Annotated in this window: 21 protein-coding genes; 2 read left to right on the top strand and 19 right to left on the bottom strand. The window is 65.1% G+C overall.

Translation table 11 applies throughout. The features are described from left to right. Positions 1-3 precede the first annotated feature (3 nt). From ABIA96_RS28075 to ABIA96_RS27985, 19 genes are all read right to left on the bottom strand, one after another. On the bottom strand, positions 4-1581 hold the full coding sequence (locus ABIA96_RS28075; protein WP_354140282.1) for an isochorismatase family protein: 1578 nt from the start codon (positions 1579-1581) through the stop codon (positions 4-6). 21 nt (positions 1582-1602) lie between these two features. Then, the gene (locus ABIA96_RS28070; protein WP_354140281.1) at positions 1603-2451 is read right to left on the bottom strand and encodes an MBL fold metallo-hydrolase; all 849 of its coding nucleotides are present in this window, start codon (positions 2449-2451) and stop codon (positions 1603-1605) included. 31 nt (positions 2452-2482) lie between these two features. Continuing rightward, positions 2483-3367, bottom strand: a complete 885-nt coding sequence (locus ABIA96_RS28065) for an amidohydrolase family protein (RefSeq protein WP_354140280.1) — start codon at positions 3365-3367, stop codon at positions 2483-2485. Next, complete coding sequence (locus ABIA96_RS28060) at positions 3364-4485, bottom strand: vWA domain-containing protein (RefSeq protein WP_354140279.1); 1122 nt, start codon at positions 4483-4485, stop codon at positions 3364-3366. The genes ABIA96_RS28065 and ABIA96_RS28060 overlap by 4 nt, the downstream gene beginning before the upstream one ends. After that, positions 4482-5363 (bottom strand): AAA family ATPase, encoded by an 882-nt coding sequence (locus tag ABIA96_RS28055; RefSeq protein ID WP_354140278.1) that lies wholly within the window; start codon positions 5361-5363, stop codon positions 4482-4484. The genes ABIA96_RS28060 and ABIA96_RS28055 overlap by 4 nt, the downstream gene beginning before the upstream one ends. A 13-nt stretch (positions 5364-5376) precedes the next feature. Continuing rightward, positions 5377-6399 carry a xanthine dehydrogenase family protein molybdopterin-binding subunit gene (locus tag ABIA96_RS28050; protein WP_148773314.1) on the bottom strand — a complete coding sequence of 341 codons (1023 nt, stop codon included), beginning with the start codon at positions 6397-6399 and terminating at the stop codon, positions 5377-5379. Continuing rightward, positions 6400-7995 carry a xanthine dehydrogenase family protein molybdopterin-binding subunit gene (locus tag ABIA96_RS28045; RefSeq protein ID WP_354140277.1) on the bottom strand — a complete coding sequence of 532 codons (1596 nt, stop codon included), beginning with the start codon at positions 7993-7995 and terminating at the stop codon, positions 6400-6402. It abuts the gene before it with no gap. A gap of 12 nt (positions 7996-8007) precedes the next feature. Beyond that, positions 8008-8484 (bottom strand): (2Fe-2S)-binding protein, encoded by a 477-nt coding sequence (locus ABIA96_RS28040; RefSeq protein ID WP_234681052.1) that lies wholly within the window; start codon positions 8482-8484, stop codon positions 8008-8010. 6 nt (positions 8485-8490) lie between these two features. After that, positions 8491-9309: an FAD binding domain-containing protein gene (locus ABIA96_RS28035; protein WP_354140276.1), complete on the bottom strand. Its 819-nt coding sequence runs from the start codon at positions 9307-9309 to the stop codon at positions 8491-8493. Next, positions 9310-9753, bottom strand: coding sequence for an SRPBCC family protein (locus tag ABIA96_RS28030; protein WP_354140275.1), 444 nt, complete (start codon positions 9751-9753; stop codon positions 9310-9312). Between the two features lie 5 nt (positions 9754-9758). Then, complete coding sequence (locus ABIA96_RS28025; RefSeq protein ID WP_354140274.1) at positions 9759-10196, bottom strand: SRPBCC family protein; 438 nt, start codon at positions 10194-10196, stop codon at positions 9759-9761. A gap of 10 nt (positions 10197-10206) precedes the next feature. After that, positions 10207-13110 carry a flotillin family protein gene (locus tag ABIA96_RS28020; protein WP_354140273.1) on the bottom strand — a complete coding sequence of 968 codons (2904 nt, stop codon included), beginning with the start codon at positions 13108-13110 and terminating at the stop codon, positions 10207-10209. 26 nt (positions 13111-13136) lie between these two features. After that, positions 13137-13970 (bottom strand): phosphoenolpyruvate hydrolase family protein, encoded by an 834-nt coding sequence (locus ABIA96_RS28015; RefSeq protein ID WP_354140272.1) that lies wholly within the window; start codon positions 13968-13970, stop codon positions 13137-13139. A 3-nt stretch (positions 13971-13973) separates the two neighbouring features. Then, the gene (locus ABIA96_RS28010; RefSeq protein WP_354140271.1) at positions 13974-16190 is read right to left on the bottom strand and encodes an ABC transporter permease; all 2217 of its coding nucleotides are present in this window, start codon (positions 16188-16190) and stop codon (positions 13974-13976) included. Continuing rightward, a complete protein-coding gene (locus ABIA96_RS28005) occupies positions 16183-16965 on the bottom strand; it encodes an ABC transporter ATP-binding protein (protein WP_354140270.1) in 783 nt (260 codons plus the stop codon). The genes ABIA96_RS28010 and ABIA96_RS28005 overlap by 8 nt, the downstream gene beginning before the upstream one ends. Next, positions 16958-18046 (bottom strand): branched-chain amino acid ABC transporter permease, encoded by a 1089-nt coding sequence (locus ABIA96_RS28000; protein WP_354140269.1) that lies wholly within the window; start codon positions 18044-18046, stop codon positions 16958-16960. The genes ABIA96_RS28005 and ABIA96_RS28000 overlap by 8 nt, the downstream gene beginning before the upstream one ends. 1 nt (position 18047) lies before the next feature. Continuing rightward, positions 18048-19058 carry a branched-chain amino acid ABC transporter permease gene (locus ABIA96_RS27995; protein WP_354140268.1) on the bottom strand — a complete coding sequence of 337 codons (1011 nt, stop codon included), beginning with the start codon at positions 19056-19058 and terminating at the stop codon, positions 18048-18050. A 194-nt stretch (positions 19059-19252) separates the two neighbouring features. Further along, positions 19253-20080 (bottom strand): AraC family transcriptional regulator, encoded by an 828-nt coding sequence (locus ABIA96_RS27990; RefSeq protein ID WP_354140267.1) that lies wholly within the window; start codon positions 20078-20080, stop codon positions 19253-19255. Between the two features lie 129 nt (positions 20081-20209). Then, complete coding sequence (locus ABIA96_RS27985) at positions 20210-21460, bottom strand: ABC transporter substrate-binding protein (protein ID WP_354140266.1); 1251 nt, start codon at positions 21458-21460, stop codon at positions 20210-20212. A gap of 647 nt (positions 21461-22107) precedes the next feature. Here ABIA96_RS27985 and ABIA96_RS27980 point away from each other — a divergent pair. Together ABIA96_RS27980 and ABIA96_RS27975 are read left to right on the top strand one after the other, a co-directional pair. Next, entirely contained in the window at positions 22108-23688 is a 1581-nt protein-coding gene (locus ABIA96_RS27980) for a sugar ABC transporter ATP-binding protein (protein ID WP_354140265.1), read from the top strand. Further along, on the top strand, positions 23685-24677 hold the full coding sequence (locus ABIA96_RS27975) for an ABC transporter permease (protein WP_354140264.1): 993 nt from the start codon (positions 23685-23687) through the stop codon (positions 24675-24677). The genes ABIA96_RS27980 and ABIA96_RS27975 overlap by 4 nt, the downstream gene beginning before the upstream one ends. The last annotated feature ends 2 nt before the right edge of the window (positions 24678-24679 follow it).

Raw genomic sequence — 24679 nt, 5'->3', positions numbered from 1 at the left:
CGCTCATCCCAGCGCTTTGATGACAGCATCCGCGCGGGTGACCACGGCCACGTTCTGCATCGCAAAATTGATCGAGGCAGAGTGCCAGTCGGCATTCATGGTCGAGCAGCAATCCTCCGGCACGATCATGAAATAGCCCTTGTCGGCGCCGGTGCGCGCGGTGTGCTCGACCGACATGTTGGTCCATGCGCCGGTGTTGATGATCATGTCGCGTCCGGTGGCTTTGAGGATCGTCTCGAGCCGCGTGCCTTCCCAGGCGCTCATCCGCATCTTCTCGACCACGAAATCGCCGGGCCGCGGCTCGAGGCCGGAGACGGGCGCTGCGCCCCAACTGCCGCGCACCATCGCCTTGCTGTCGACGAGGCCCTCGAACAGCGGCGCGTTCAGCGTCACGCCGGGCGCGCCGGGCTCGACCACGAACCAGACATGGATGATGGTGACGCCGCGGGCCCGCGCTGTCTCCGCCAAGCGCCGAACATTCTCGACGACATGCTGCTGCCTCGCGTGACCGGGCGCGCCGGAGTCAGCAAACGCGCCGCCATCCATGATGACGTCGTTCTGGAGATCCTGGATGATCATGGCGCAGCGGTTGGGATCAAGCTTCAGCTCGCCATCGGCCAGGATCGGCGCCGCGGCCGCGGGGCCTGCGCTCGTGGCGCCGCCGCTGCTGCGCCTGCCACTCATATAGGGCTCATGGCGCGGCCCGGCCTTGGTCGGAATGGCGTAGACCGAATGCGTCGAGGTCAGGTACAGCGTGCGGAAGTCCGGGCCGCCCCAGGCGAGGTTGGCGACGAGTTCGGGCACGTGAACTTTTCCGAGCAGATCGCCGTGCGGCGAATAGACCCAGACGCCGCCGGGCGCGGTGACCCAGACATTGCCGTGCTGGTCGCACTTCATGCCGTCTGGCAGGCCGGGCTCCAGCTCGGACCGAATGCCGTTCGCGAACACACGCGCGTTCGACAGCGTGCCGTCGGCGTTGACGTCGAACACGCGGATCAGCGCTTGCACGGTGTCGTTGACATAGAGCAGCTTTTCGTCGGGCGAGAAGCACAGCCCGTTCGGCTGGTCGAACAGATTGCGCTCGACCACGAGCTTCGGCTCGCTGCCGGGCACGACGCGATAGACGCCCTGGAAGCCGAGCTGGCGCGGTCGTTCGACGCCATAGACCGGCATGCGGCCATACCAGGGATCCGAAAAATAGATCGCGCCGGAGGAGTGCACGCAGACGTCGTTCGGGCTGTTGAGCTCCTGTCCGCCAAAGTGCGAGGCCAGCACCTCGCGCCGCCCGTCCGGTCGTTCACGGATCAGCGACGAGGTCGCGTGCTCGCAGACAATCAGGTTGAGCTCGGCGTCGTAGGTCATGCCGTTGCATTTGTTCGAGGGACGCTTGACCTCGGCGAGGCCGCGCCGCGCATCCCAGCGCCGGCGCACGTCGCCCGGCATGTCCGAGAACAGCAGATAATGATCGACCGGATGCCAGATCGGCCCTTCGGTGAAGTCAAAGCCTGTTCCGACCTGTGCAACGGGTGCGTAAGGATCGATCAGGGTTTCGAATTCGGAGCGCAAGGTAACGTGTGTCATCGGTCGTTCCCCAAGATCATCTCAGGCCGGAAACCAGTTGCGAGCGGGCAGGGACTGCACGATCGGCCCTGGGACCTGGTCGTGGAGCCGGCCCACGACATTGCCGCCTTCGATCTTGGCAGGGCGGTCGTGCACCGGCAGCAGATAGCGGGAATTGCTGAGCAGCTTTTTGATCGAGGCTTTCTCGGCGCGTTTGCTGGTACCGTGATTGCCGGTGGTGCGCGGCTCCGCGTCGTGGATCTCGTTGAAGGGTGTGACAATCTGGTCGTTGAAGTCGTAGATCACGTCGCCACAGATCGTGGCGATGCCGTCGGCAGTCTCGACGATGATGTTCATCGAACCCTCGGTGTGGGCGTTGGCCGCGTCGCAATAGACGCCGGGCATCAGCTCGACGGGGCCGGTGATTTCGAGATCGAGGAAGCGTAGCGCGCTCTTGGTATGCAGCCTGTCGATCAAATGTTTGATGTCAGGCGCCGGATATTGTGGATGCATCAGGCCGGAGACGGAATATTCCAGCTCCTTGCGGTTGAGGACGACAGTCGTGTTCATCGGGAACAGATCGTCCTTGCCGGCGTGGTCGATGTGCAGATGGGTATGGCAGACGAAGCGGACATCGCCCATGCGCACGCCGTGACGCGCGAGCTGGTTCTCGATCATGTTCTCGTGGTACTGCAAGCCGCGCATGCCCAGCGTCTCCATGATCTGGTTGGAGCGATAGCCGGTGTCGACCACGACCGGATATTTGCCGCCGAGGATCAAAAAGCCGAGCGTGAGGACGCGGCGGGTGCGGCCGCAATCGTGCCCGAGCACGAGGAAGCTCGATTCCAGTTCGATATCGCCGTAGTCCAGGATCTTGATCTCCAGCGCCATTCGTTTCCCTCCCTGTCTTGTTTCTTGTCTATCAAAGCCTGTAGACGCGCGTCGCGGTTCCCCTGAAGACCGCGTCCCGCTGCTCGGCACCTAGAGGTTCGGCCGCGGCGCGAAACGCGTCGACGAGATCGCGATAGCTGGTCCATAATTTCTCGATCGGGAAATTGGAGCCGAACAGGCAGCGCTCGGCGCCGAAGATCGCGACGGTGTCGGCGACCACTGCAGCGATATGCGCGGGGTCGTTGCGATGGATGAACGTGCCGAGGCCTGAAAGCTTTGAGACCACGTTCGGGCAGGTCGCGAGCCGGGCCATGCCGGCGCGCCAAGCAGCGCGACCCGCGGGCGAGAGATCTTCAAGCATGCCTGCATGCTGAAGGATGAAGGTCACTTTGGGACAGGACTCGGCGAGCTGCGCTGCATCCGGCATCTGCGGCGTGAACACTTGCAGATCAAAGCTCCAGTCGTAGTCGGCGAGGTGCGCGACGTTGCGTCGAACAATGGGATCGACGCAGAGATCAGGCTTTGCCGCGAAGCGATAAAGAGGATTCTCATGCCAGTGCAACTGCATACGAACGCCGCGCACCAGCTGATAGCGCTTGAGGCGGTCGAGCTGCGGACGTACGTCGTCGACCGCGAAATTGGCATAGGCGACGATGGCGTGCGGCCAGCCGTGCTCGTCGGCGGTCTTCTGCACCCAGGAGGCCTCGTCCTCGAAACGGTCGTTGTCCCAATTGGTTTGGACATAGACGGAGCGGGTGACGCTGGTACCCTTGAGGTCGTCGAGATATTCGGTGAGCGGATAGTCGCGGCGGATCGGCTCGTAGGGTCCGAAGATGCGGGGCTGCATCGGGCCGACCAGCCAGGGCAGGTCGGCCTGCCGCCAGATATGATGATGGCCGTCGACAATCTCGGTCACGCAACTCTCCTTCGTCCCAGTGCCAATACGTGTGAAACGATCGACGCGCTCGACCCGCCGTCGACGAGATCGTCGACGAAACGCTCGATGGCAACGAGCGCTTCGGTCTGCGGACGGAAGTTCGGGTCCGTCGCAAGTGGCGTCAGCCAGCTCACGCGCCAGGCCCGCCGCGACAGTTTTGCCACCGCGTCGCGCAGCGCATCGGGCTCGCCACGCTCCAGCCCGTCCGAGACGACAACGACCGCAGCCCCACGCGCGTAGCCACCGAAGCGGGGGACCGCGAGGAAGGCCTGCAACGCATCGCCAATGCGGGTGCCGCCATCCCAATCGCTGACGAGATGGGCAGCGGCGCTCAAGGCTTGCTCGCGGCGCTTCAGCCGCAGCGCACGGGTGACGCGGGTCAGCCGCGTGCCGAAAGTAAAGACCTCGACGTTGGGCGCGGCCTGCACCAGCGCGTGCGCCAGCTTCATGTTGTCCTCGGTGCGGCTCTTCATCGAGCCGGAGACATCGATCAGCAGCAGGAACTTTCGTGGGCGTTGGCGTCGCTTCATGTGGCCGAGGCGGATAATCTCGCCGTCGCTGCGAACGCTGTCGCGCAAGGTGCGGCGAAGATCGGCAAACGGCCCACGCCGGGCGCGCATGCGCCGGTGGCCGCGCCGCCGCGGCAGGCGCTGGGGAGCCTCGCGCGCCAGGCGGCGGAGTGCATCTGTGGCGGAAAGCTGGGCGAAGCGGCGCTCGACCAATGCCTCGGTGCGGGTCGCGGTCAGGCCGGAGTCGTTGGCCTCGTCGGAGAGCAGCGGCTCCTCGTCGCCGCGGCCCTCTTCCTGAAGCCGGACGGTCTCGTCGTCCTCGCCGTCATCGTCGCGCTCCAGCGCTTCGCCGCCGCGGAAGTGGAGATCGAATAGCCGGTTGAAGGTCGCGCGGCGTTCCGGCGGCGGAGCGAGGGTGGCCAGCGCGGCCTGTCTGATGTCCCCCAGGTCGTGCGGGCCGAGCAGCTCGATCGCTGTGAGGAATGCGGTGGTCTGTTCCGGGGCTATGGCAAAGCTGTTCGCGCGCAGTAGCCCGACGAAGGAGACGAACACGCGCGCCGCTTGTGGCAATTGGGGCTCGGTGCTCATGCGGTGGCCTCCGCGAGCATGGCGTCGAGCCGGGGTGAGATGAAGTGCAGATCCTCCTCATCCTTGAGCGCCACGCCGATCGAGCGCTTGAACGCGTCGGGCCAGCGCGCGCCGCCCTTGTGCAGGAGCGTTGCGGCCTCGGCCCAGTCGACGGCCTCGGCAATGCCGGGCACCTTGCTGAGCGGCTCGCGCCGGAGCTTCCCGACGGCCGCGACGACGGCCCGCGCGGTCGCTTCGGCGACACTGGAGGCGCGCAGCATGACGATGCGCGCCTCACGCTCTTCTGTGGGATAGTCGATCCAGTGGTAGACGCAGCGGCGGCGTAAGGCCTCGTGCAGGTCGCGCGTCCGGTTCGACGTCAGCACGACGACGGGACGCTCGGCGGCGCGCACCGTGCCGCGCTCGGGGATCGATATCTGGAAGTCGGACAGGAATTCGAGCAGGAAGGCCTCGAATTCCTGGTCGGCGCGGTCGATTTCGTCGATCAGCAGCACCGTCGAGTCCGGCGCACGCAGGGTCGCCAGCATTGGCCGCTCGATCAAAAACGTCTCGCCATAGATGTCGATGCTCTCATCGCCGGCCTGGCGGATTGCGAGCATTTGGCGGGGGTAGTTCCACTCGTAGAGTGCCGCGGAGGCGTCAATGCCCTCATAGCATTGCAGTCGGATCAGGCGACGACCGAGCACGGCGGCGATCGCCTTGGCGGCTTCGGTCTTGCCGACACCCGGTGCGCCCTCCAGCAGCAGCGGCTTGCCGAGCGCGAGGCCGAGATAGGCGGCGGTCGCAAGGCCCTCGTCGGCGAGGTAATAGGCCGCGCGCAGCGCTCTCTCCAGCGACTCCGGGCTATCGATGCCGACGATGTTGCTGCGGACCGCCATGAACCAAAAACCTCTAGCGCCGCGCCTGAGGCCGCGCGCCGCCCTGGGCCTTGATCGCGCGCAACACTTTTTCAGGCGTAATCGGCAGATCATCGATGCGCACGCCGACCGCGTTGAAGATGGCGTTCGCCACGGCGGGCAGCACCGGGTTCGCGCACATCTCGCCGGGACCCTTTGCTCCGAACGGACCGTCGGGAGCAGGGCGCTCGAGCACGGCGATATCGTGGGGACAGATGTCGCCGGGGCCGGGCATCAGATATTCGACGAAGTCGCGCGGGCCGTGCACCGGCTCGGGATAATATGGCTCCGGCGTTTCGTAGAGCGCATGGCTGACGCCCATCCAGGCGCCGCCGACGAGCTGCTGCTCGACCAGGCGCGGATTGAGCGCGCGGCCGAGCTCGTAGGCCGAATCCATCCGCACCATCGCGACCTCGCCGGTCTCATCGTCGACATCGACTTCGGCGACGAGGCAGGCATGGGCATAGCAAGTCGCGGGCGACATCTCGCCGGTCTCCGGATTGACTTCGGAGAGCGGCACCAGAAAGATGCCGCGGCCGGAGATGGTCTTGCCCTGCTTGAACTGCGCGGCGATCGCGACGTCCTTGGTCGAGATCGAACGGTGCGGCGCACCCTTGACGTGGATGTTGCCCCGCCCGTCGGTATCGAGATCGGCGGCGTTGACCTCCAGCTCCTCGGCGGCGGCCTCCATCATGACGCCGCGCGCTTCGCGGGCCGCGGCCATCACAGCATTGCCGACGCGGTGGGTGCCGCGCGAAGCGAACGAGCCCATGCAGTGCGGGCCGGTGTCGGAATCCGCGGTGTCGACATAGACGTCCTCGACCGGCACGCCCAACGTCTCCGCGCAGATCTGCCGCGTCACCGACTTCATGCCCTGGCCGAGGTCAATGGACGACAGCGCCACGGTGAACTTGCCGCTCGGGTTGGAATGCACCAGCGCCTGGCTGGGGTCGCCGCCGAGGTTCATGCCGATAGGATAGTTGATCGACGCGATGCCGCGTCCGCGATGCCGGGTCATCTAGCGCCTCCTGGTGCCAAAGACAGAGGAGAAACGGGTCGCGCCATGCGAAGGCGCGGCCGGTCGAGGCGAGGGCGGCGGAGGAGTTGGCGGTGGCGGCTCGCGCGGCGGTTCGCGAGTGACGGTGGGCGGCAGCCGGTCGTAGCTGGTGCGCTGTTGCACCGGCGCGGTAGGCCGTGCGCGCGATGAATCCGTCGGGGTCGGCGGGATGACGGCGCGGCTGCCGCCGCCGTCCTTGCGCGAGGACGCCCGCTTGAACTCCTCACGAAGCGGCCACTTGGCCTTCTCGGCCGCGACCTGCACGCATTCGATCAGCGCGGTATTCTTGGCCTCACGCCGGTGCGCCTTCATGTCGCCGTCGCGATAGGCGTTCAGGATCCGGAATTCCATCGGGTCCATGTTCACAAGGTGCGCCAGCTTGTCCATCTGACACTCGATCGCAAAGTCCATCGCGGTCACGCCGAAACCGCGCATGGCGGTCGCAGGCGTGCGATTGGTGAAGACGCAATAGACGTCGCCGTAGACGTTCGGGATGGTGTAGGGGCCCGGCAAATGCGCGGCGCACTTCACGGCGGCGTAGCTGGACAGCCGCGTATAGGCGCCGCTGTCGAAATAGCATCGGATCTTGCGCGCGACGACGCGGCCGTCGCGCATGACGCCGTCCTTGATGTAGATGCGCTCGGCGCCGCGCGGCGGGCCGTATTGCATCTCCTCCTCGCGCCCAAACACGTAGCGCACGGGTCGTCCGGTCAGCATCGCGCCGAGGATGGCGAGCGGCTCGGTCAGCGTGTCCACTTTGCCGCCAAAGCCGCCGCCGACTGTGCCGCCGATGAAGTGGAAGGTGTTGGACGGCACGTCCAGAATCTTGGCGCAGGTGTCGACCGAGAAGAACAGCGCCTGGGTCGAGGTGTAGACCACATAACGGCCGTTGGTGTCCGGCGCCGCGATCGCACCGTTGGTCTCGGTCGGAGCGTGCTCGATCGGCGACATCTGATAACGCTGTTCGAGCACGTGATCGGCGGTCGCGAGCGCCGCGTCGGCGTCGCCGAACCTCAGCCGCTGGTGGTCGTAGGTCTCATGATAGGTGAAGGTGTTTTTTGGATAGGTCTCGTTGACGACGGGCGCGCCGGGCTTCAGCGCGTCCTCGACGTCGAACACCGCCGCCAGCGGTTCGTAGTCGACCTTGACCTTTGCGACCGCCTCGAAGGCCTCGCGCTCGCTGTCGGCAACGATCGCGACGATCGGCTCGCCCTTGTAGCGGACCTTGTCGATCGCGAGCGACGGCTCGTCGTCCTTGCCGAAATTGATCAGGCTCAGAAGCGTGTTGAGATTCACCGGCACGTCGGCGCCGCGGATGATCCGGCGTACGCCGGCCGAGCGCTCAGCCTCGGTGGTGTCGATGCGGCGAATCCGTGCATGGGCCTGCGTCGAACGCACGACCTTCAGATGCAGCATGCCCTGCAGCTTGTGATCGTTGAAGTAGCTCGACGTGCCCGTGACATGGCCGAGCATGTCCTGGCGCTGGGTGCCCTTGCCGATTTCCTTCAGATTATCGTCGCGCTCGTCGGCGAAGATGTCCTTGCGCAGTTCCAGCATGGTCGCGTTCCCTTAGGCGCTGACCCGGCCGCCGGCGGCGGCGAGGATGGCATTGATGATCGGCTCGTAGCCGGTGCAGCGGCAGATGTTGCCGGAGATGGCTTCGATGACCTCGTCGCGGCTCGGCGACGGGTTGCGGTCGAGCAGGGCTTTTGCGGCCATCAACATGCCCGGCGTGCAATAGCCGCACTGAGCGGCAAACTGGTCGGCAAAGGCGCGCTGCAGCGGATGCAGGTTGGGACCCTGCTTCATGCCGTCGAGCGTCTCGATCGAACGGCCAGCCACGGTTTCCGCCAGCGTCAGGCAGGAGAGGTGAAGCTCACCGTCGATCAGCACGCTGCAGGTGCCGCAGCCGCCCTGGCCGCAGCCGAATTTCGGCGTCATGTCGCCGATCAGCTCGCGCAGCGCGACCAGAAGGTTAGTGCCGCCATCGACGAAGATCGCGACGTCGCGGCCATTGTGACGAAATTGCAGGGGGATTTTGGACATGACTGTTTATTCCTGGCCGGACAGCAGACGGCGCAGATGGACGCCGACGATCTCGCGGCGATACCAGGCGCTGCCGAGCGCATTGTCGGAGGGCGATGTTCCTTCAGTGGCCGCTGACGCGGCCGCCGCGATGGTCGCAGCGTCAAGCACGTGTCCTTCGAGTACCCGCTCGGCGGCGCGGGCGCGAATCTGGGTCGGCGCCATCGAGCCCAGTGCGATCCGCGCGCCTGCAATCCGGCCGCCGCTGATCGGCAGATGCGCGGCCAGTGTGATGACCGAGCCGCCCTTCGGTTTGATGCGGGCAATCTTGCGATAGCGGAACGCCTCATTGCTGGCCGGCCGGGTGCAGGAGACCGACAAGACCAGGGTCCCGGCCTGCCGGTCGCGCGCCTGCAAAAACTCCTCGATCGGGATATCGCGCGAGCCGAAGCCACCCGCGACGGCGACGGTGGCATCGAGTGCCAGCAACGCGACGGTGAAATCGCCATAGGGGTTTGGCGCAAAGAGATTGCCGCCGATAGTCCCCATATTGCGCACGGCGGGACCGCCGATCGAGCGTGCCGGGGCATGCAGGAAGGCAAGGTCGCGCTCGGCGAGGACGCGCGCGAAGGTGACGCCGGCGCCCAGCGTGACGCGCGGGCCGGAGGCATCGATCCGGGTCAGCGCCTGATCCTGGGCGCGAACCACGGTCGAGATCGACACATCGCCCTCGTTCAGCGCCCGCATCACCAGCGTGCCGCCGCCGAGATAGCGCGCGCTGCGGTCCGAGGACAGCGCCCCGGCCGCCTCACTGGCGCTGGTAAAAGTTCTCACTGTTACGGCCATCTAGGCGGCCTCCTTGAGATGCCGGCGGATTGCTTCGAACCCGGCCTGATAAATGTCTTCCGCGACCATGTGGGTGATGCGGTCCCTGTCTTCGAGCCTGGTCGTGAAGCGGGACTCCCAGTGCCAGAAGGTGCGATCGCCATCGGTGACCGGCAGCAGGCGGACATGGGCGACATAGTTGAACATCGGGACCGGGGTATCGAGCAGGCAATAGCTGAAACTTTGTTCGAGGTCCGACAGCGCCAGCAATTGCTCGCGCAGCTCGGCGCCGTCCTTCAGCTTGAAACGCCTGATACAGCCGATCTTGTCCGAAGAATGCGCGCGCTCGATCGAGGAGGTTGCGACCGCCGGGTGCCAGCGATCATGCCCATTGAAATCGCGCAGCATCGCCCACGCGGCGTCAGTCGGAGCGTCCAAAATCGTGCTCTTGATGATATGCGGCACGTCTCTCAGCCTCCGAACACGCGCTTCAACGCGTCAAAACCGCCCTGGAACACGCCGCCGCCGATGTTGCCGACGAGCTCGGTCTCGCGTTCCGGCGCGCAGTCGAACTCGGCGGTCCATTCCATAAAAGTCTGGTCGCCGTCGGTGACGGGTGTCAGCCGCAACGTTGCGACGTAGTTCTCGACGCCCATCGGAGATTCCAGGATCGAATAGGTGCAGAACATGTCGTAGTCGGAGAGTCCCAACAGTTTTTCGCGGATGCGGTCGCCATTGCGCAGGCGAAAATCGCGCACGCATCCGATCTTGTCGGAGGGCTCGCCGCCCTCGATGCGGCTTTCGGCGATCGCGGGGTGCCAGTTCGGCAGGCCGTTGAAGTCGCGCACACGCGCCCAGACGCGGTCGTTGCGCGCATTGACGACGGTGGAGATGTAGACGCGGGGCATGGGTCAGACCTCAGCTCTTCTTCCGCGGACCGCGCTCGGCCGGCGGTTCGCCGCCCTCAGCTGCAGGCGGGGACGCCGCCGGCTTGTCGCCGCCACCGCCCCCCTTGCGCGCGGACTCCTTGATGCCCTGCATGTCGCGGGCCTCGCGGATCAGGCCCGGCATTTTTGAGAGACTGCCGCCCTCGACGCCGATGTCCGCCAGGAGGGAATCGATCAGTGGCGCCTGCACGCGGTAGCGCAGTGCCGAGTCGATCACCTCGTCCGTGGCGCTCCGGCCGCCATTGCCACCGCCGCCATTGCCGTTGAGGCCGTCGACCTGGAGGATACGGATGCCCTCGATCTTCTCCATGGGCTTGACGCTCTCGCGCACGATGCCCTCGATACGGTCGAGCAGTTTTCTGCGGAACAGCGAGTAGCGCGCCTGGTCGGTGAGCACGTTCTCGGCCTCGTTGAGCATGCGCTGTGCCTCGGCCTCGACGGTGGCACGGACACGCTCTGCGTCCGCGGCAATCCGGGTCTCCTCGGCCTGCTTCTCGGCGAGCAGTACCTCGACCGTCTTGCGACGCTTGGCAATCTCGCTTTCGCGGGCGGTGATGACGCGCTCGGTCGCTTCGGTAGCCCGCATCCGGGCTTCCTCCGCCATCGCCTTGGCGGCGGACTCCTCCAGCGACTTCTGATGGATGGCGATTGCCTTCTCCATTAGGACGGTCTCGACCTCCTTCTCGCGATTGACCTCAAGCTTGCGCAACTCGCGCTCGCGGCCAACGCGGGCCTCATCCAGGCCACGGTCTGAGGCAATCCGGGCGCGCTCGACCTCCTCGCGGGAGGCGATCTCGGCCTCCTGCAGCGACTGGACGCGGGCGACCTCAAGCTGCTCGATCGAACGGCGGCGCTCGAGGCGAGCGGCTTCAAGCGCCTGCTCGCGCGAGACGTCGGTGGTCTCGACCTCCTTGCGGGCGACGATCTCGGCCTGCCGGACCTGACGGTCGGCGGCGATCCGCTCGGATTTCTTTGCGGAGAGGGCAATGACGCGGTCTTCGTCGGCGATCTCGATTGCCTTCTTCTGCTCGATATTGAGCACCTCGCGCTTCTTGGAGGAGTTGATCCGTTCGGCTTCCAGGGCAAGATCGACGACGATACGCTGGCGCTCGATGGCGTCGCGACGTTTCAGCTCGGCGGCTTCCAACACGCCGGTACGCTCGATTTCGAGAGAGCGGGTGTCGCGCTCGGCCTGGATACGTTCGGCGGCGACCGTCTTCTCCTGGGCGATGCGGGCCGCCTCGATCGCTTCGCGGGAGGCGATGTCGGCTTCCTCGACGGCGCGGTTGCGGGCGATCTCCAGCGAGCGCACCCGCTCTTCCTGGGCGATGCGCGAGGCCTCGGTGGTCTCGCGCGCAGCGATGCCGGCGACCTCCAGCGTCTGGTTGCGCTCGATTTCGAGCTGCCGCGTGTTCTGCTCCGCTGCAATGCGCTCGGCGGCGAGCGTCCGCTCGCGGGCGATGCGGGCCGCCTCGACGGCGCGCTGCGCCTCGATCTCGGCCTCCTGGATGGTGCGGACCTGCTGGATCTCCAGCGCACGGGTGCGCTCGTCGGAGGAGATGCGCTCGACATTGACGATCAGCGTTTGGGCGATACGGGCCTTTTCGGTGGCTTCGCGGGCAGCGATCTCGGCCTCGTCGACGGCGCGGGTGCGCTCAATCTCGCGCCGCCGCGTCTCCTCCTCGTTGGCGATGCGGGCGTCGGTGACGACGCGGTCCTGCTGGATCCGGGCCTTCTCGATCGCCTCGCGGGCCGCGATCTCGGCTTCCTCGACGGTGCGCATCCGCTCAATCTCACGTTGGCGCACCTCCCGTTCGGACGCAATACGTGTTGTGTCGATCGAGCGCTGGTTGGCGATCCGGGTCTTCTCGATCTCCTCGCGCGCCAGCAGCTCCTTTTCCTCGATGGTGCGGGTGCGCTCGATCTCCTTCTGACGGGTCTCGCGCTCGGAGGCGATGCGGGCCTCGGCAATCGCCTGCTCGTTGGCGATCCGCGCGCGCTCGATGGTTTCGCGCGCTGAGATCTGCGCCTGTTCGGCCTCGGTTTCGCGCAGGGCGCGTTCGCGGGCCACCTCTGTGCGCTGGAGTGCGCGGCGCATCTCGATGTCGCGCTCCTGCTCCAGTCGTGCGGTTTCGCTCTCGCGCTCGATTTCGAGTGCTTGACGCTCGGCCTCCAGATTGCGGGTGCGGATCTTGATCATCGAGTCCTGCTCGATGTCGTTGCGCAGCTTGCGCCGGGCTTCGATGTCCTCCATCAGCCGCGTCAAGCCTTCGGCGTCGAAGCGGTTCGAGGGGTTGAAGAATTCGAGGTCGGTCTGGTCGAGATCGGTGATGGCGACGGATTCCAGCTCGAGTCCGTTCTGGGCGAGGGCTTCGGCGGCATTGGTCTTGACGCGCGCGACGTAGTCGCCGCGGCGCTCATGCATCTCTTCCATGGTCATTTCGGAGGCCACGGAGCGGATCGCCGAGATGAACTTGCCGGCCAGCAGCGCGTGCAGCTGCTCCGGCTCCATGGTACGGCGGCCGAGGGTAGCAGCGGCGATCGAGACGGCTTCTCGGGTCGCCTGCACACGGACGTAGAAGTCGGCCTCGACGTCGACGCGCATGCGGTCGCGGGTGATCACGGCGTCTTGCCGCGAACGCACGATGCCCATCGGCAGCACGTTCATGTTGACCGGCGTGTAGGCGTGGATAAAGGGCAGCACGAACGCGCCGCCATTGATCACCACGCGTTCGCCGAGGAATCCGGTCCTGACGAACGACACCTCCTTGGAGGAGCGGTGATAGAGCCAGTTGACGATGTAGACGCCAACCACGATCACGATGATTGCGACGATCAGCCAGAGGATGAGCTCGCCGACCAGGATCCCTGACATGTTTCCCTCCCTCAATCTGACGGGCGTTATCGCGCGCCGATCGCCTTGAATTTGCGAACCTGTTCCGTCAACGCCCGCTCCACCGGCAGCCGCTCCATCGAGGACGCGCCGTAGAAGCCGTGGCAGTAGCGGGTGTTCTTCATGATGAAATCGGCATCCACGGGATCCGCGATCGGGCCGCCATGGGCGAGCACGAGGATGTCCGGATTGACGCTGAGCGCCGCGGATGCCCAGGTGTCGATGCGCGCCGGGCAGTCCTTCAGTTTTGGTGCAGTCTGCGCGCCGATCGTGCCGCCGGTCGTGAGCCCGAGATGGCAGACGATGATGTCGGCGCCGGCGATCGCCATCGCGGCGGCTTCCTTCTCGCTGAAGACGTAAGGCGTCGTCAGCAGATCCTTCTCGCGTGCCTTGGCGATCATATCGATCTCCAGCGCGTAGGACATGCCGGTTTCTTCGAGATTGGCGCGGAACACGCCGTCGATCAGGCCGACAGTCGGAAAGTTCTGCACGCCGGCGAAGCCGAGCGCCTTGATCTGGTCGAGGAATACATCCATGTCGCGGAACGGATCGGTGCCGTTGACGCCGGCAAGCACCGGCGTCTTGCTGACCACGGGCAGCACTTCGCCGGCCATCTCAAGTACGATGGCGTTGGCGTCGCCATAGGGCATCAGCCCGGCAAGCGAGCCGCGGCCGGCCATGCGGTAGCGGCCCGAATTGTAGATGACGATCAGATCGACGCCGCCGGCTTCCTCGCATTTGGCGGACAGGCCGGTGCCGGCACCGCCGCCGACGATGGGCTCGCCGCGCTTCGCCATCTCGCGAAACCGCTTCAGGAGTGCTGCGCGTTCAAACCGGGCCATCGGTCACCTCGCTAGTCTCCGGCGTGCCCCGGCGCGGCCGAACAGCGTTCGGAACGCAGCTGTGATGGTCGAGGCAAACTCGGGATCGTTGATGTTTTGCTTGACGCGGATCAGTTGGCGGTTGGCGGTTTGTCGAACCGTGCGCTCAAGCGTGCGGAACAGGCCGGCATCGGCCTCGCCATCCCAGAACGGCTGGCCGCGGGCATCGAGCGCGGAGACGCCACCTTCGGGCAGGAAGAAGCGCACCGGTCCGTCCATCTGGTTGAGCCGCTCGCCGATCCAGCGGCCCATGCGCTCATTCTCTTCCACTGTCGTCCGCATCAATGTCACCTGGGGATTGTGGACGTGAAATTTGCGGCCGCGATAGCGCTCGGGGACGGTGTCGGGCGCGCCGAAATTGACCATGTCGAGCGCGCCGACCGAGCCGATATAGGGCAGGCGGGTGCGGATGATCGCGCCGAAGCGATCCTCCGTCGCCGGAAACACCCCGCCCATCAGGAGGTCGCAGATCTCGGTGGTGGTGAGATCGATCACGCCGGCGATCTGGCCGGAGTCGACCAGCTTTTCCATCGAGCGGCCGCCGACGCCGGTGGCGTGGAAGACGAGACATTCGAAGTCGTCGCGAAGGTCGGCTGCAATCTTTTGCACCGCCGGCGTGGTGACGCCGAACATGGTGATGCCGATCGACGGCAGGCTGGTGCCCGCAGCTCGATCTTTGGCCTCGCGCTGATCGAGATTTGCCTTGACCATGCCGGCGATCGCGTTGGCGCCGTTCGACAGCACCACGCGTGAGATCGAGTTGAGGCCTTGCACGTCGGTGACCGAGTACATCATGGTGATGTCGGCGGGGCCGACATAGGGCGCGACGTCGCCAGAGGCGACCGAGGAGATAATCAGCTTGGGCAGGCCAACGGGGAGGGCGCGCATCCCGGGGGCGACCAGTGATGCCGCGCCTGAACCGCCCGCCGAGATCACGCCGGCGATATTGCCCTGGCGCTTGATCCAATTGACGAACGCATCCGCCATCGCACTGACTGCGGCACCGCGATCTGGGCCGAACACAGCTGAGCCGGCGCGGCCGTGGTTCAGTGCGATCTCCTGCGCGGAGACATCGCAGGTTGCGTTCTTGCCGCTGGTGGAGACATCGACCAGCCGCGTCCGCAGGCCGCTTTCGGTGATGATGTCGCGAATGAAGCGCAGCTCCGTTCCCTTGGTGTCGAGCGTACCGACGACCAACACCACCGGCGGCCCGGAGGTCTGTCCCGTCACCGGCTCGCGCTTGCGTCGGGCGGTCTCGTCGAGGCGGGCAACCTGCGTTGAAAGCGTGCGCGCGGCTGCCTCGATACGCCCGATCGGCACCGGCTGCGACCAGCGTGTCGGCGGCGTCGGGTTGGAGATGTAGATGCGGATCGGGCCGCTGGTCCGGGCCGGCTGCGCGGCCGGTTTTGCCCTACCTCCGACCGCGGGTGCATCGATCTCGGGTTCGAGACCCGCGTGCAATCCGACACCAAGCAGGCGCTGCTGTAGCTCGCGATCGGCGGCGAGCCGCGCCGAGTCGATGATGCGGTTGATGCGGCCGTTGACCATGATCGCGACATTGCGCGAGATCGCGGTGGCGACGCCGATGTTCTGCTCGATCACGAGCACGGCCATGTCGCCGTCGTCGCCGAGCTGCAGCAGCATTTCCTCGACCTGGGCGACGATGACGGGCGCAAGCCCCTCGGTCGGCTCGTCCATGATCAGGAGCTGCGGGTTGGTCAGGAGCGCGCGTGAGATCGCGAGCATCTGCTGTTCACCGCCGGAGAGCTGGCCGCCGCCATGGTCCTTGCGTTCGGCGAGCCGCGGAAAGGTGTCGTAGATGCGCTCGACGGTCCATGCGCCCGATCGCATCCCGCCCGCAAGTCGAAGATGCTCGTCGACGCTGAGCGAGCGCCAGAGGCGGCGGCCCTGCGGGACGTAGCCGACGCCGAGGCGCGCGATATGGGCGGGCGGCCGCCGCGTGATGTCCTCGCCGCGGACGCGGATCGAGCCGCCGCTGACCGGCACCAGGCCCATGATCGCCTTGCACAGCGTGGTCTTGCCCATGCCGTTGCGGCCGACGACGGAGAACACGCCCGAGTCGAGCGAGAGGTCCACGCCTTGCAGCGCGTGCGAGTGACCGTAATAGACGTCGAGGCCCCGGACCTCGAGCGCGGGCGCGGAGCGGCGGGTCTCACTCATGGCCGCCTCCGAGATAAAGCTCCTGCACCTCGGGGTCGGATTGAATTTCCTCCGGCGGGCCCTCCTTGAAGATGCGTCCGTTGTGCATCATCGTGACGCTTTCGACGACGCGCAGCGCTACGTCCATGTCGTGCTCGATGATGATGTAACCGATATGCGCCGGCAGCGAGGTCAGGATCTCGACCAGCTCGGCCCGCTCGGTCGGCGAGAGGCCGGCGGCCGGCTCATCGAACAGCACAAAGCGAGGCGCGCCTGCGAGCGCCAGCGCGATCTCGAGCTGGCGCTGCTGGCCGTGGGCGAGCTCGGCGACGCGTTGATCCTTCACCGCGCTCAAATGCACAGCCTGCACCAGACTGTCGGCGGCGTGCATCAGTGCGTCGTTCTGGCCAGGACGAAGGAACGAGAAGCGTCCGCGCGAGACGCCGCGGCAGGCAAGGTAGACATTGTCCTGCACGGTGAGGCCGGGGAACAGCGCCGAGATCTGATAGGTCCGCCGCAGTCCACGACGGATGCGCTCATAAGGCGGGAAATGCGTGACGTCCTCGCCGAAGAAGCGGATCGTGCCCGATGTCGGCGGGAAGTCGCCGGTGATGCAGTTGAACAGTGTGGTTTTGCCGGCGCCGTTGGAGCCAAGCACCGCGCGCCGCTCGCCTGGGCGCACAGTGATGGTGACATCGGTCAGCGCCGCCAGGGCGCCGAACAGCCGCGTCACACCGCGCAGCTCGAGCGCTGCGCCGGCACCGACGGCTGAAAGGCGCTGCGCGACACTATCCATGACCGCGCCCTCCGCCCGGACGATCCGTCCGGGGACGCCGGCCCTGGCGCCAGCGCTGCCACAGGCCGATCACGCCGTCCGACGACCAGAATACGATGGCGAGGAAGCCGAGGCCGATCAGCAGCCGGAACCGGTTGCCGTCGAGCCCGACCTTGACCAGGAAGTCGAGCGCAAACGTGCGCAGGAGAACGAAGACCAGCGCGCCGATATAGGGACCGATCGGGCGGGTAATGCCGCCGACGACGGCGATGATGAGAACGTCGATGCACGCGCCGACGCTGACCGAGCCCGGCGAAATCTGGCGATAGTTCCAGACCTGGAGCACGCCGGCGAGACCGGCGATGAACGAAGCCACCGCGTAGGCCGCGACGCGGTGCGCGTTGACGTTGAAGCCGAGCGCGGCCATGCGGCGCGGATTGTCGCGCACGCCCTGGAGCGCCAGGCCGAACGGAGTCCGAGAGATGTAGTCCACTGCGAAATAGCAGAGCGCGGCGACCGCGAGCACGACATAGTAGAAGGGAATATCCCAGCGCCAGTCGACGCCCCAGAAATGGGGCGTCGAGACATTGTTGATGCCGGTGTGGCCGTTGAAGATCGCCCAGTTCTGGTTGGTGAAATAGTAGAAGGCTGCGCCGATCGCGAGCGTGATCATGATGGTGTAGATGCCCTCGGTGCGCACCGCGAGCGCGCCGCCGAGCGTGCCGAAGATCGTTGCGAGCGTCAGCGCCATCGGCACTGCCAACCACCACGGCCAGCCCAGGCTGATATTGGCGTTGCCGCTGACGCCGAACACCGCGACCATGTAGGCGGCAAAGCCCGCGATGGTGAGCTGCATCAGGCTGACCATGCCGCCATAACCGGCGAGGAACATCAGGCTGAGTGCGATGGTGCCGAGGATCAGCGTGGTCGCAAATATCTCGATCAGGAAGAAGCCGTTGGCGATCAGCGGCATGATCAGGAGGATGGCCGCCACGATCCAGGCCGCGGGATTGTTGACGTCGGGCCAGCCGCGCGAGGCCGGCCGCTGTGCCGTGGTGGCGGGCTTGTGAACCTGGATGCGGGCATCGTGGGTGACGGACATGTCAACGCCTCGCCAGCAGGCCCTGCGGCCGAAGCGCCAGCACCAGCACCATGATCAGGAAGGTCACGACGATGGCGTAGGTCGGGATGTAGACCGAGCCGAGCTGTTCGGCGAGACCGATGATCAGCGCGCCGAGAGCGGCACCCGGTATCGAGCCCATGCCGCCGACGATCACGACGACGAGGGAGGCGAGCAGGAAACGGATGTCCTCGCCCGGCGATAGCGACTGGAAGGTACCACCCACGACGCCTGCGATGCCGGCGAGGCCGGCACCGAGCGCGAAGACCAGCACGAAGACGATCTGGATACGCACGCCGGTCGCAGCGAGCATGTCGCGATCGTCGACGCCGGCACGGATGATCATGCCGATCCGAGTGCGGTTGAGCGCGAGCCACATCGCGATGCCGATGATCACGGAGGCCAGGAAGATCACGAGCCGCACGAGCGGATAGCGCAAGTAAACCGGTTCGCCCGAGGATTTCACCGCGGTGATGAGCGGCAGGTCGATCGGGCCGATCAGCCAGTTCGGGGTCTGGATCTGGTAGAAGTCGCCGCCGCAGGCCCACAGCATGAGATCGGCGAACACGATCGAGAGTCCGATCGTGACCATGGTCTGGCGCAGATCCTGGCCCTCCATGCGACGAAAGACGAGCACCTGAAGCAGGACGCCGACCAGCGCCGTCAGAATGAAGGCGACGATAAACGAAAGGATCCAGGAGCCGGTCGAGGCGCTGACGGCGTAGCCGACATAGCCGCCGAACAAATACAGCGAGCCGTGCGCGAGGTTGACGTTGCGCATCAGGCCGAAGATCAGTGTGAAGCCGCTGGCGACGAGGAAATAGAGGCCGCCAAGCGTGATGCCGTTGAAGAGCGCGTTGAGGAACACCCGCTTGCGACCGATCGCCTCCTCCAGTCCTGGTGGCCACACCGCGAAGATCAGCCACAGCGCCACTGCGACCGCGATGATGACGATCAGCGCCCAGGCAGGATGACGCTCGACAAAGCGGGTCATGGCGTCACCTCGCTCCGCTTGCGACGGTCGCCATCACACTTCGGATGCAGGTCAGACAGCCCTGTGCAGGCTGCGTACCTCGTCATGGACGTGCGTCCTCCCCGGACTTGCGATCCTCTATCGGGATCGCATTCCGCACATCCTAATGGGGCTGCGAGGGAAGCGTTTGATCGTGAGTATCTTTTCGCGCGCTCTCAGCCGCGCAAAACCTTGGCCGCGCGGCGATAATCGGTCGGCGCCATGCCGACATTGGCGGCGAAGAAACGGGTGAAGCCGCTCTGCGACGAGAAGCCGAGATCGAAGCCGATGTCGGCAATCGGGGCTTCGCCGGCGACCAGCGCTTCCAATGCCTGCTCCATCATCAGCGTGTTGAGATAGAGATGGGGCGTGACGCCGGTCTGGGTGCGGAACAGTCGGTAGAAATGTGGTCGCGACAACCCGGATTCGCGCGCGATGGTGTCGAGCTCGATCTCGGCACCGGGGCTCTCCGACATCATCTTGATGCACTTGCGCACGCGAAAATCGGTAACGGACCCGTTCGCGCGTGGATGGCGCGCGGTCTCGGCCTGCTGCCAGCTTTCGTCGTAGCACACGTCGATCAGCCGTCTCAGCTCGCCATCGAGGCTATTGAGCGAGGGTGCGCCGCACACGAGGGCGGCTGCGTGCCTGATTTGCTTGTCCAGCGCGGCGAAGCGTGTGAACTGGGTCCGGCCGAAGCGCAGGCGGTTGGCGCCGGGCGCGTCGGGCGCGAACCATTCCGCATTGACATAGAGCACGAAGAAGACGGCGCCGCCGTCGAGGTCGGACGGCAGGAAATTATGCGGCTCCCATGGATTGACCGCGACGACGGACCCCTCGGTGAGTTCGTAACGTCCATCGTTGACATCGATGCATGCGGAACGTCCCCCGACATGGAAGATCAAATGACCTTCGCGATGTGCGTGGATGTTGAAAGGGCGATTCAACTGATAGACCGTCGCCCGGCCAAAGCGGCCGTGGAAGACGGCGAGCGCCCGGCTCATGCCTTCTCTCCCAGAAGCTCTTGTCGTTTTTTGATAGGGTTCAACAACCGGGGAGAGAATGCAAGGGCGCACGTGCCGCGCTCTTTGCAAATCTCTCCCCGTCAGTCGTTGCTTGCGAACGCGACTACGTCAGTACTTCTTACATTCCGGTACTGTGCGGCTTGGCAGGCCGATCTTGGCGAACACCGCGGGATCATAGCCTAACGTCTGGTTCACGTTCGGGATCACCTTCACGACCTTCGAGAACAGCGCGCCCTTGCCGTCGTCGACGACCTCAGTGACGAAGTTGGTGCCGATCGCCTGGCGGTTGGCGTCGAGCTTGATCTTGCCGTTCGGCGCATCGAGCTCGATCTTCGCGAGCGCAGCCTTGTACTTGGACTGGTTGTCGCTGAGGTCGCCATTGACCTGACGCAGTGCCAGGATCAACGCCATGGTCGAGCCGTAATAGTTGGTGGCGAGCAACGACGGGCTCGGGAAGCGCTTGTTCGGCGGGAAGGCGTCCTGATAGTCCTTCACGAACTTCTGCCAACCCGGATCTTCCCAGGTATCGGCCTGACCGCTCGCGGCCAGCGTGCCGACCAGCGCGTTCTTGGCATTGCCCTTGGACGACAGGATGGTCTGATCGATCATGATCGATCCGCCCATCAGATGCGCCTTGCCGCCGGCCTGCTGATACTGGTTGAGGAAGTTGACGGCATCGGCGCCGCCAAGACCGAGATAGATCGCGTCGACATCGTCGGGCAAGGCTGCGATGACCGAGGCAAAGTCCTTGGTGCCGAGCGGCACCCATTGCCGGTTGGTGACCTGTCCGCCGGCGCCGCAGAATTCGAGCACGAGGCCGAACACCTGGGTGTAGATGAAGGAATAGTCCTCGCCGACGGTCGCGATCTTGCGATACTTCTTCTCGTCATAAGCGTATTTGCCGAGGCCGACCTGCCACTGCGCGCCGTCCATATTGTAGCGGAAGAAGTTCGGGGCCGGATCGACATAGGTCGTTTCCTGGGCGCCGGAGGCCGCGTTGATGAAGGTCAGCTCGGGATGGGTCTTTGCAAAATTCTTGACCGCGATACCCTCGTCGCCTGATAGCGGCGACAGCAGGATCTGCACCTTGTCCTGCTCGATCAGTTTTCGCACGGCGCGGACAGCAGAGTCGGGCGTCGCGTCGGTCGAGGCGATGATGAATTCGAGTTCCTTGTCGCCGACCTTCTTGCCGAGCACATTGAGCGCGGTCTGGAAGCCGCGAATGCCGTCCTCGCCGAGCACGGTGTAGGTGCCTTCGAGCGTCGCGGTGACGCCGACCTTGATCTTCTCCTGCGCGAAGGCGGTGCCCGACAACAACAGGCTGCTCAACGCGATCAGTCCTAGACTGCCTTTCAACATTGCTTTCCTCCCTGGGGTGTTCTTGTCGCTGTTTTTCACCGCATCCTCGCGCCTCCGCCGCGCGGTGCGACGTTCTTGCAAGGCCAACAGTTCTTGGGATGGAAGCTAACCGAACTCGGATGCAGCGCATGCTTCGGAGCCATGTTCGGCTTAACGGGCAGTCTCATTTTGAATGGTGCGTCGCAAATCGTTCCGCGGTGCAACCTCGCGCACGTCTTGGACATTGAGATCAACAATGCCGCGGAGCTCGGCGCGTCATCGTAGCGCGTTGGCTTCTGTGACGCGCCGCGATCAACACTCTCCTCCATGTCGAGAGTCGGGCGATACGAGGCGGCGCAGCGGACCACAATCTAGAAGGCCTGCCGGAGCTAGTCGCTAATCCTGGCCAATTCGCTCGCTCGGGGTGCGCGCAACCAGCACCGGCATGATCAAGCCGGAAAACTGATCTCCACAGAGCGACGGCCGAGCGTTTGCCAGCCGGGACCGCCCGAAGCGCGATCGGGGCCAGCAGTCATTTCCGCCGGCTCTAACCCTCGATCTGCCATTGACAGGTCGCCCGAGGTGATAGAATTATAACAACATAAGTTGCAAAAATAACAAGATGTCACCATCGTAACCAACGTCTCGCGAGGCGATGGGAGGAAGGTTTGGAATTGTCCGGTTCGGGTACAGCAGAGCCTCGGCCGTCGACCTCGCTGGTGATGGTCAGCGGCATCAACAAGCGCTTTGGCGGCGTGCGGGCGCTACGCGACGTCAACCTCGAGGTCCGGGCCGGCGAGGTGCACGCGCTGCTGGGCGAGAACGGCGCGGGAAAATCCACGTTGATCAAGATCCTTAGTGGTGTTCACGCCCTCGACAGCGGCACGATCGAGATCGCCGGCAGGCCGGTGGAGTTCGACAGCCCGGCGAAGTCGCGCGAGGCTGGGATCGCCGTCGTCTATCAGGATCTCAGCCTCGTCGAATCCTTGAGCGTCGCGGACAATCTGTTGCTCGGCCGCGAGCCGCGCGCGCGTTTCGGCTTCGTCCGGCAGCGCGCGCTGATGGCCAGGGCCGAGGCGTTCCTGAACGAGCTCGGTATTCCCCTGGATACGAGAGCGACTGTCGGCTCACTGCCTTTCGCCTATCGCCAGATGACGGAGATCGCCAAGGCGCTGATGGGCGAGGTCCGGCTTCTGATCCTCGATGAGCCGACCTCCTCGCTGACGTCGGATGAGGTGCGGATCCTGTTCGACGCGATCGGGAAGGCGACGCGCCGCGGAGTCGGCGTGATCTATGTGACCCACCGGCTCAATGAGGTCTTCGAGATTTCGCAGCGCGTGACGGTGCTGCGCGATGGCGCCAACGCCGGCACGTTTGTCACCGCCGAAACCGACATGAAGCGGCTGGTGAACGCGATCGTCGGAACCGATCGATCGGCATCCACGGGTCCCCGCACCGAACCTGCCGCGAAGCGCGAAGTGGATCCGTCGCGGGTTCTGTCGCTCTCGGGTGTGTCCAACGACCGGCTCCGCGCCGTCGATCTGTCCGTGCTGAAGGGCGAGATCCACGGCCTCGCCGGCCTGATCGGCAGCGGTCGCACGGAAATTCTGGAGACGGTGTTTGGGCTCCGGCCGCTCGAGAGCGGCGCAATCGAGATCGAGGGCCGGCGATGGCGGCCGAGGGGGCCTGCCGATGCGATCGAGCAGGGCATCGCGCTGGTGCCGGAAGATCGGCACGTGCAGGGTCTGGTCCTTGACCATTCGATCGAACGAAACGTCACGTTGCCGCGGATTCCCCATTTCTCACGCTGGGGCTGGATGCAGCAACGCGCCGCCGCCAGGCGGGCGGAAACCGCGGTCGCGCGACTTTCGGTGAAAGCGCCGGGCGCGTTCAGCCTGGTCAGGACACTCTCCGGCGGCAACCAGCAAAAAGTCGTGTTCGGAAAATGGAATGATCCGCGGCCGCGCGTGCTGCTGCTGGACGAACCGACGGTCGGCGTCGACGTGGGCGCGCGCGAGGAGATCTATGCCGTGATCCGGAATGCCGTTCGCGACGGCAGCGGGGTCCTGGTCGTCTCGTCCGATCTCGTCGAACTGATCGAGCTCTGCGACCGCATCTCCGTGATCGTCAACGGCCGTGTGGCTCGTACACTTTCTCGCGGCGAGATCGATGATGCCGAAGAGCTGCATCATCTCCTCCAGATGTACCAGGCCTCCGGGCCAGGCCACTTGCAAGAGCTTCCCGCATGACCGAACTGACTGCTCCCAACGTGGTCGCCGCGCCGACCCGATCCGATCGCCGCCGCAAGATTCTGCAGAATCTGCTGCGGGGCGAGCGGCCGTACATGCTGTACATCGCCTTCGTGATCCTGCTGGTCGTGTTCAGCCTGTCCTCGCCCTGGTTCCTCTCGGTCGACAATTTCCTGAACATCGGGCGCCAGACCACGCTGGTGTCGATCATCGCGGTCGGTGTGACCTTCATTATCATCGCGCGTCAGATCGATCTGTCGGTTGCCTCGACGTTGGCGCTATCAGGCATGGCGGCCGCTCTCGCGATGAGCCAGATCAACAACAGCTGGATAGTGGGTGCCTTGGCCGGGCTCGGCACCGGCGCGCTGGTCGGGCTGCTTAATGGCATCCTGACCACGCAGCTATCGATCCCGTCGTTCCTGGTGACGCTGGGCTCGCTGAGCATGGCGCGGGGACTGGCGATGATGGTGACCAACACCAAGCCGGTGATCATCACCAACGAGACCTATTTCGCGATCTTTGGGGAAGGCACGTTTGTGGGCATACCGGTTCCGATCGCCTGGACGTTAGCGGCGATGATCGTCGGCATCCTGCTTCTGCACTACAACGTGTTCGGCCGGCGCATTTATGCGGTTGGCGGCAATCCGACCGCGGCGCTTTATTCCGGCATCAACACCAAACGGATCACAACCGCAGCCTTCGTCCTGACCGGCACCCTGGCAGGCCTCGCGGCGCTGGTGCTGTCCGCGCGTTCACATGCCGCGCGGCCAGATGTCGTGCAGGGAATGGAGCTCGACGTGATCGCCGCGGTGATCCTCGGTGGCTGCAGCCTGTTTGGCGGGCGCGGCTACATCCTGGGAACGCTGTTCGGCAGTCTGATCATCGGCACTCTCAACAACGGCCTTGTGCTGCTCGGCGTGAGCTCGCCGATGCAGCTCGTGATCAAGGGCGCGATCATCGTTGCCGCGGTTGCTTTCACGAAACGCTAGTC

Origin of the sequence: Bradyrhizobium sp. LB11.1 (assembly GCF_040549385.1) — a bacterium.
In the GTDB taxonomy this organism is placed as follows: Bacteria; Pseudomonadota; Alphaproteobacteria; order Rhizobiales; family Xanthobacteraceae; genus Bradyrhizobium.
This window is presented reverse-complemented; position numbering and strand designations above follow the sequence as displayed.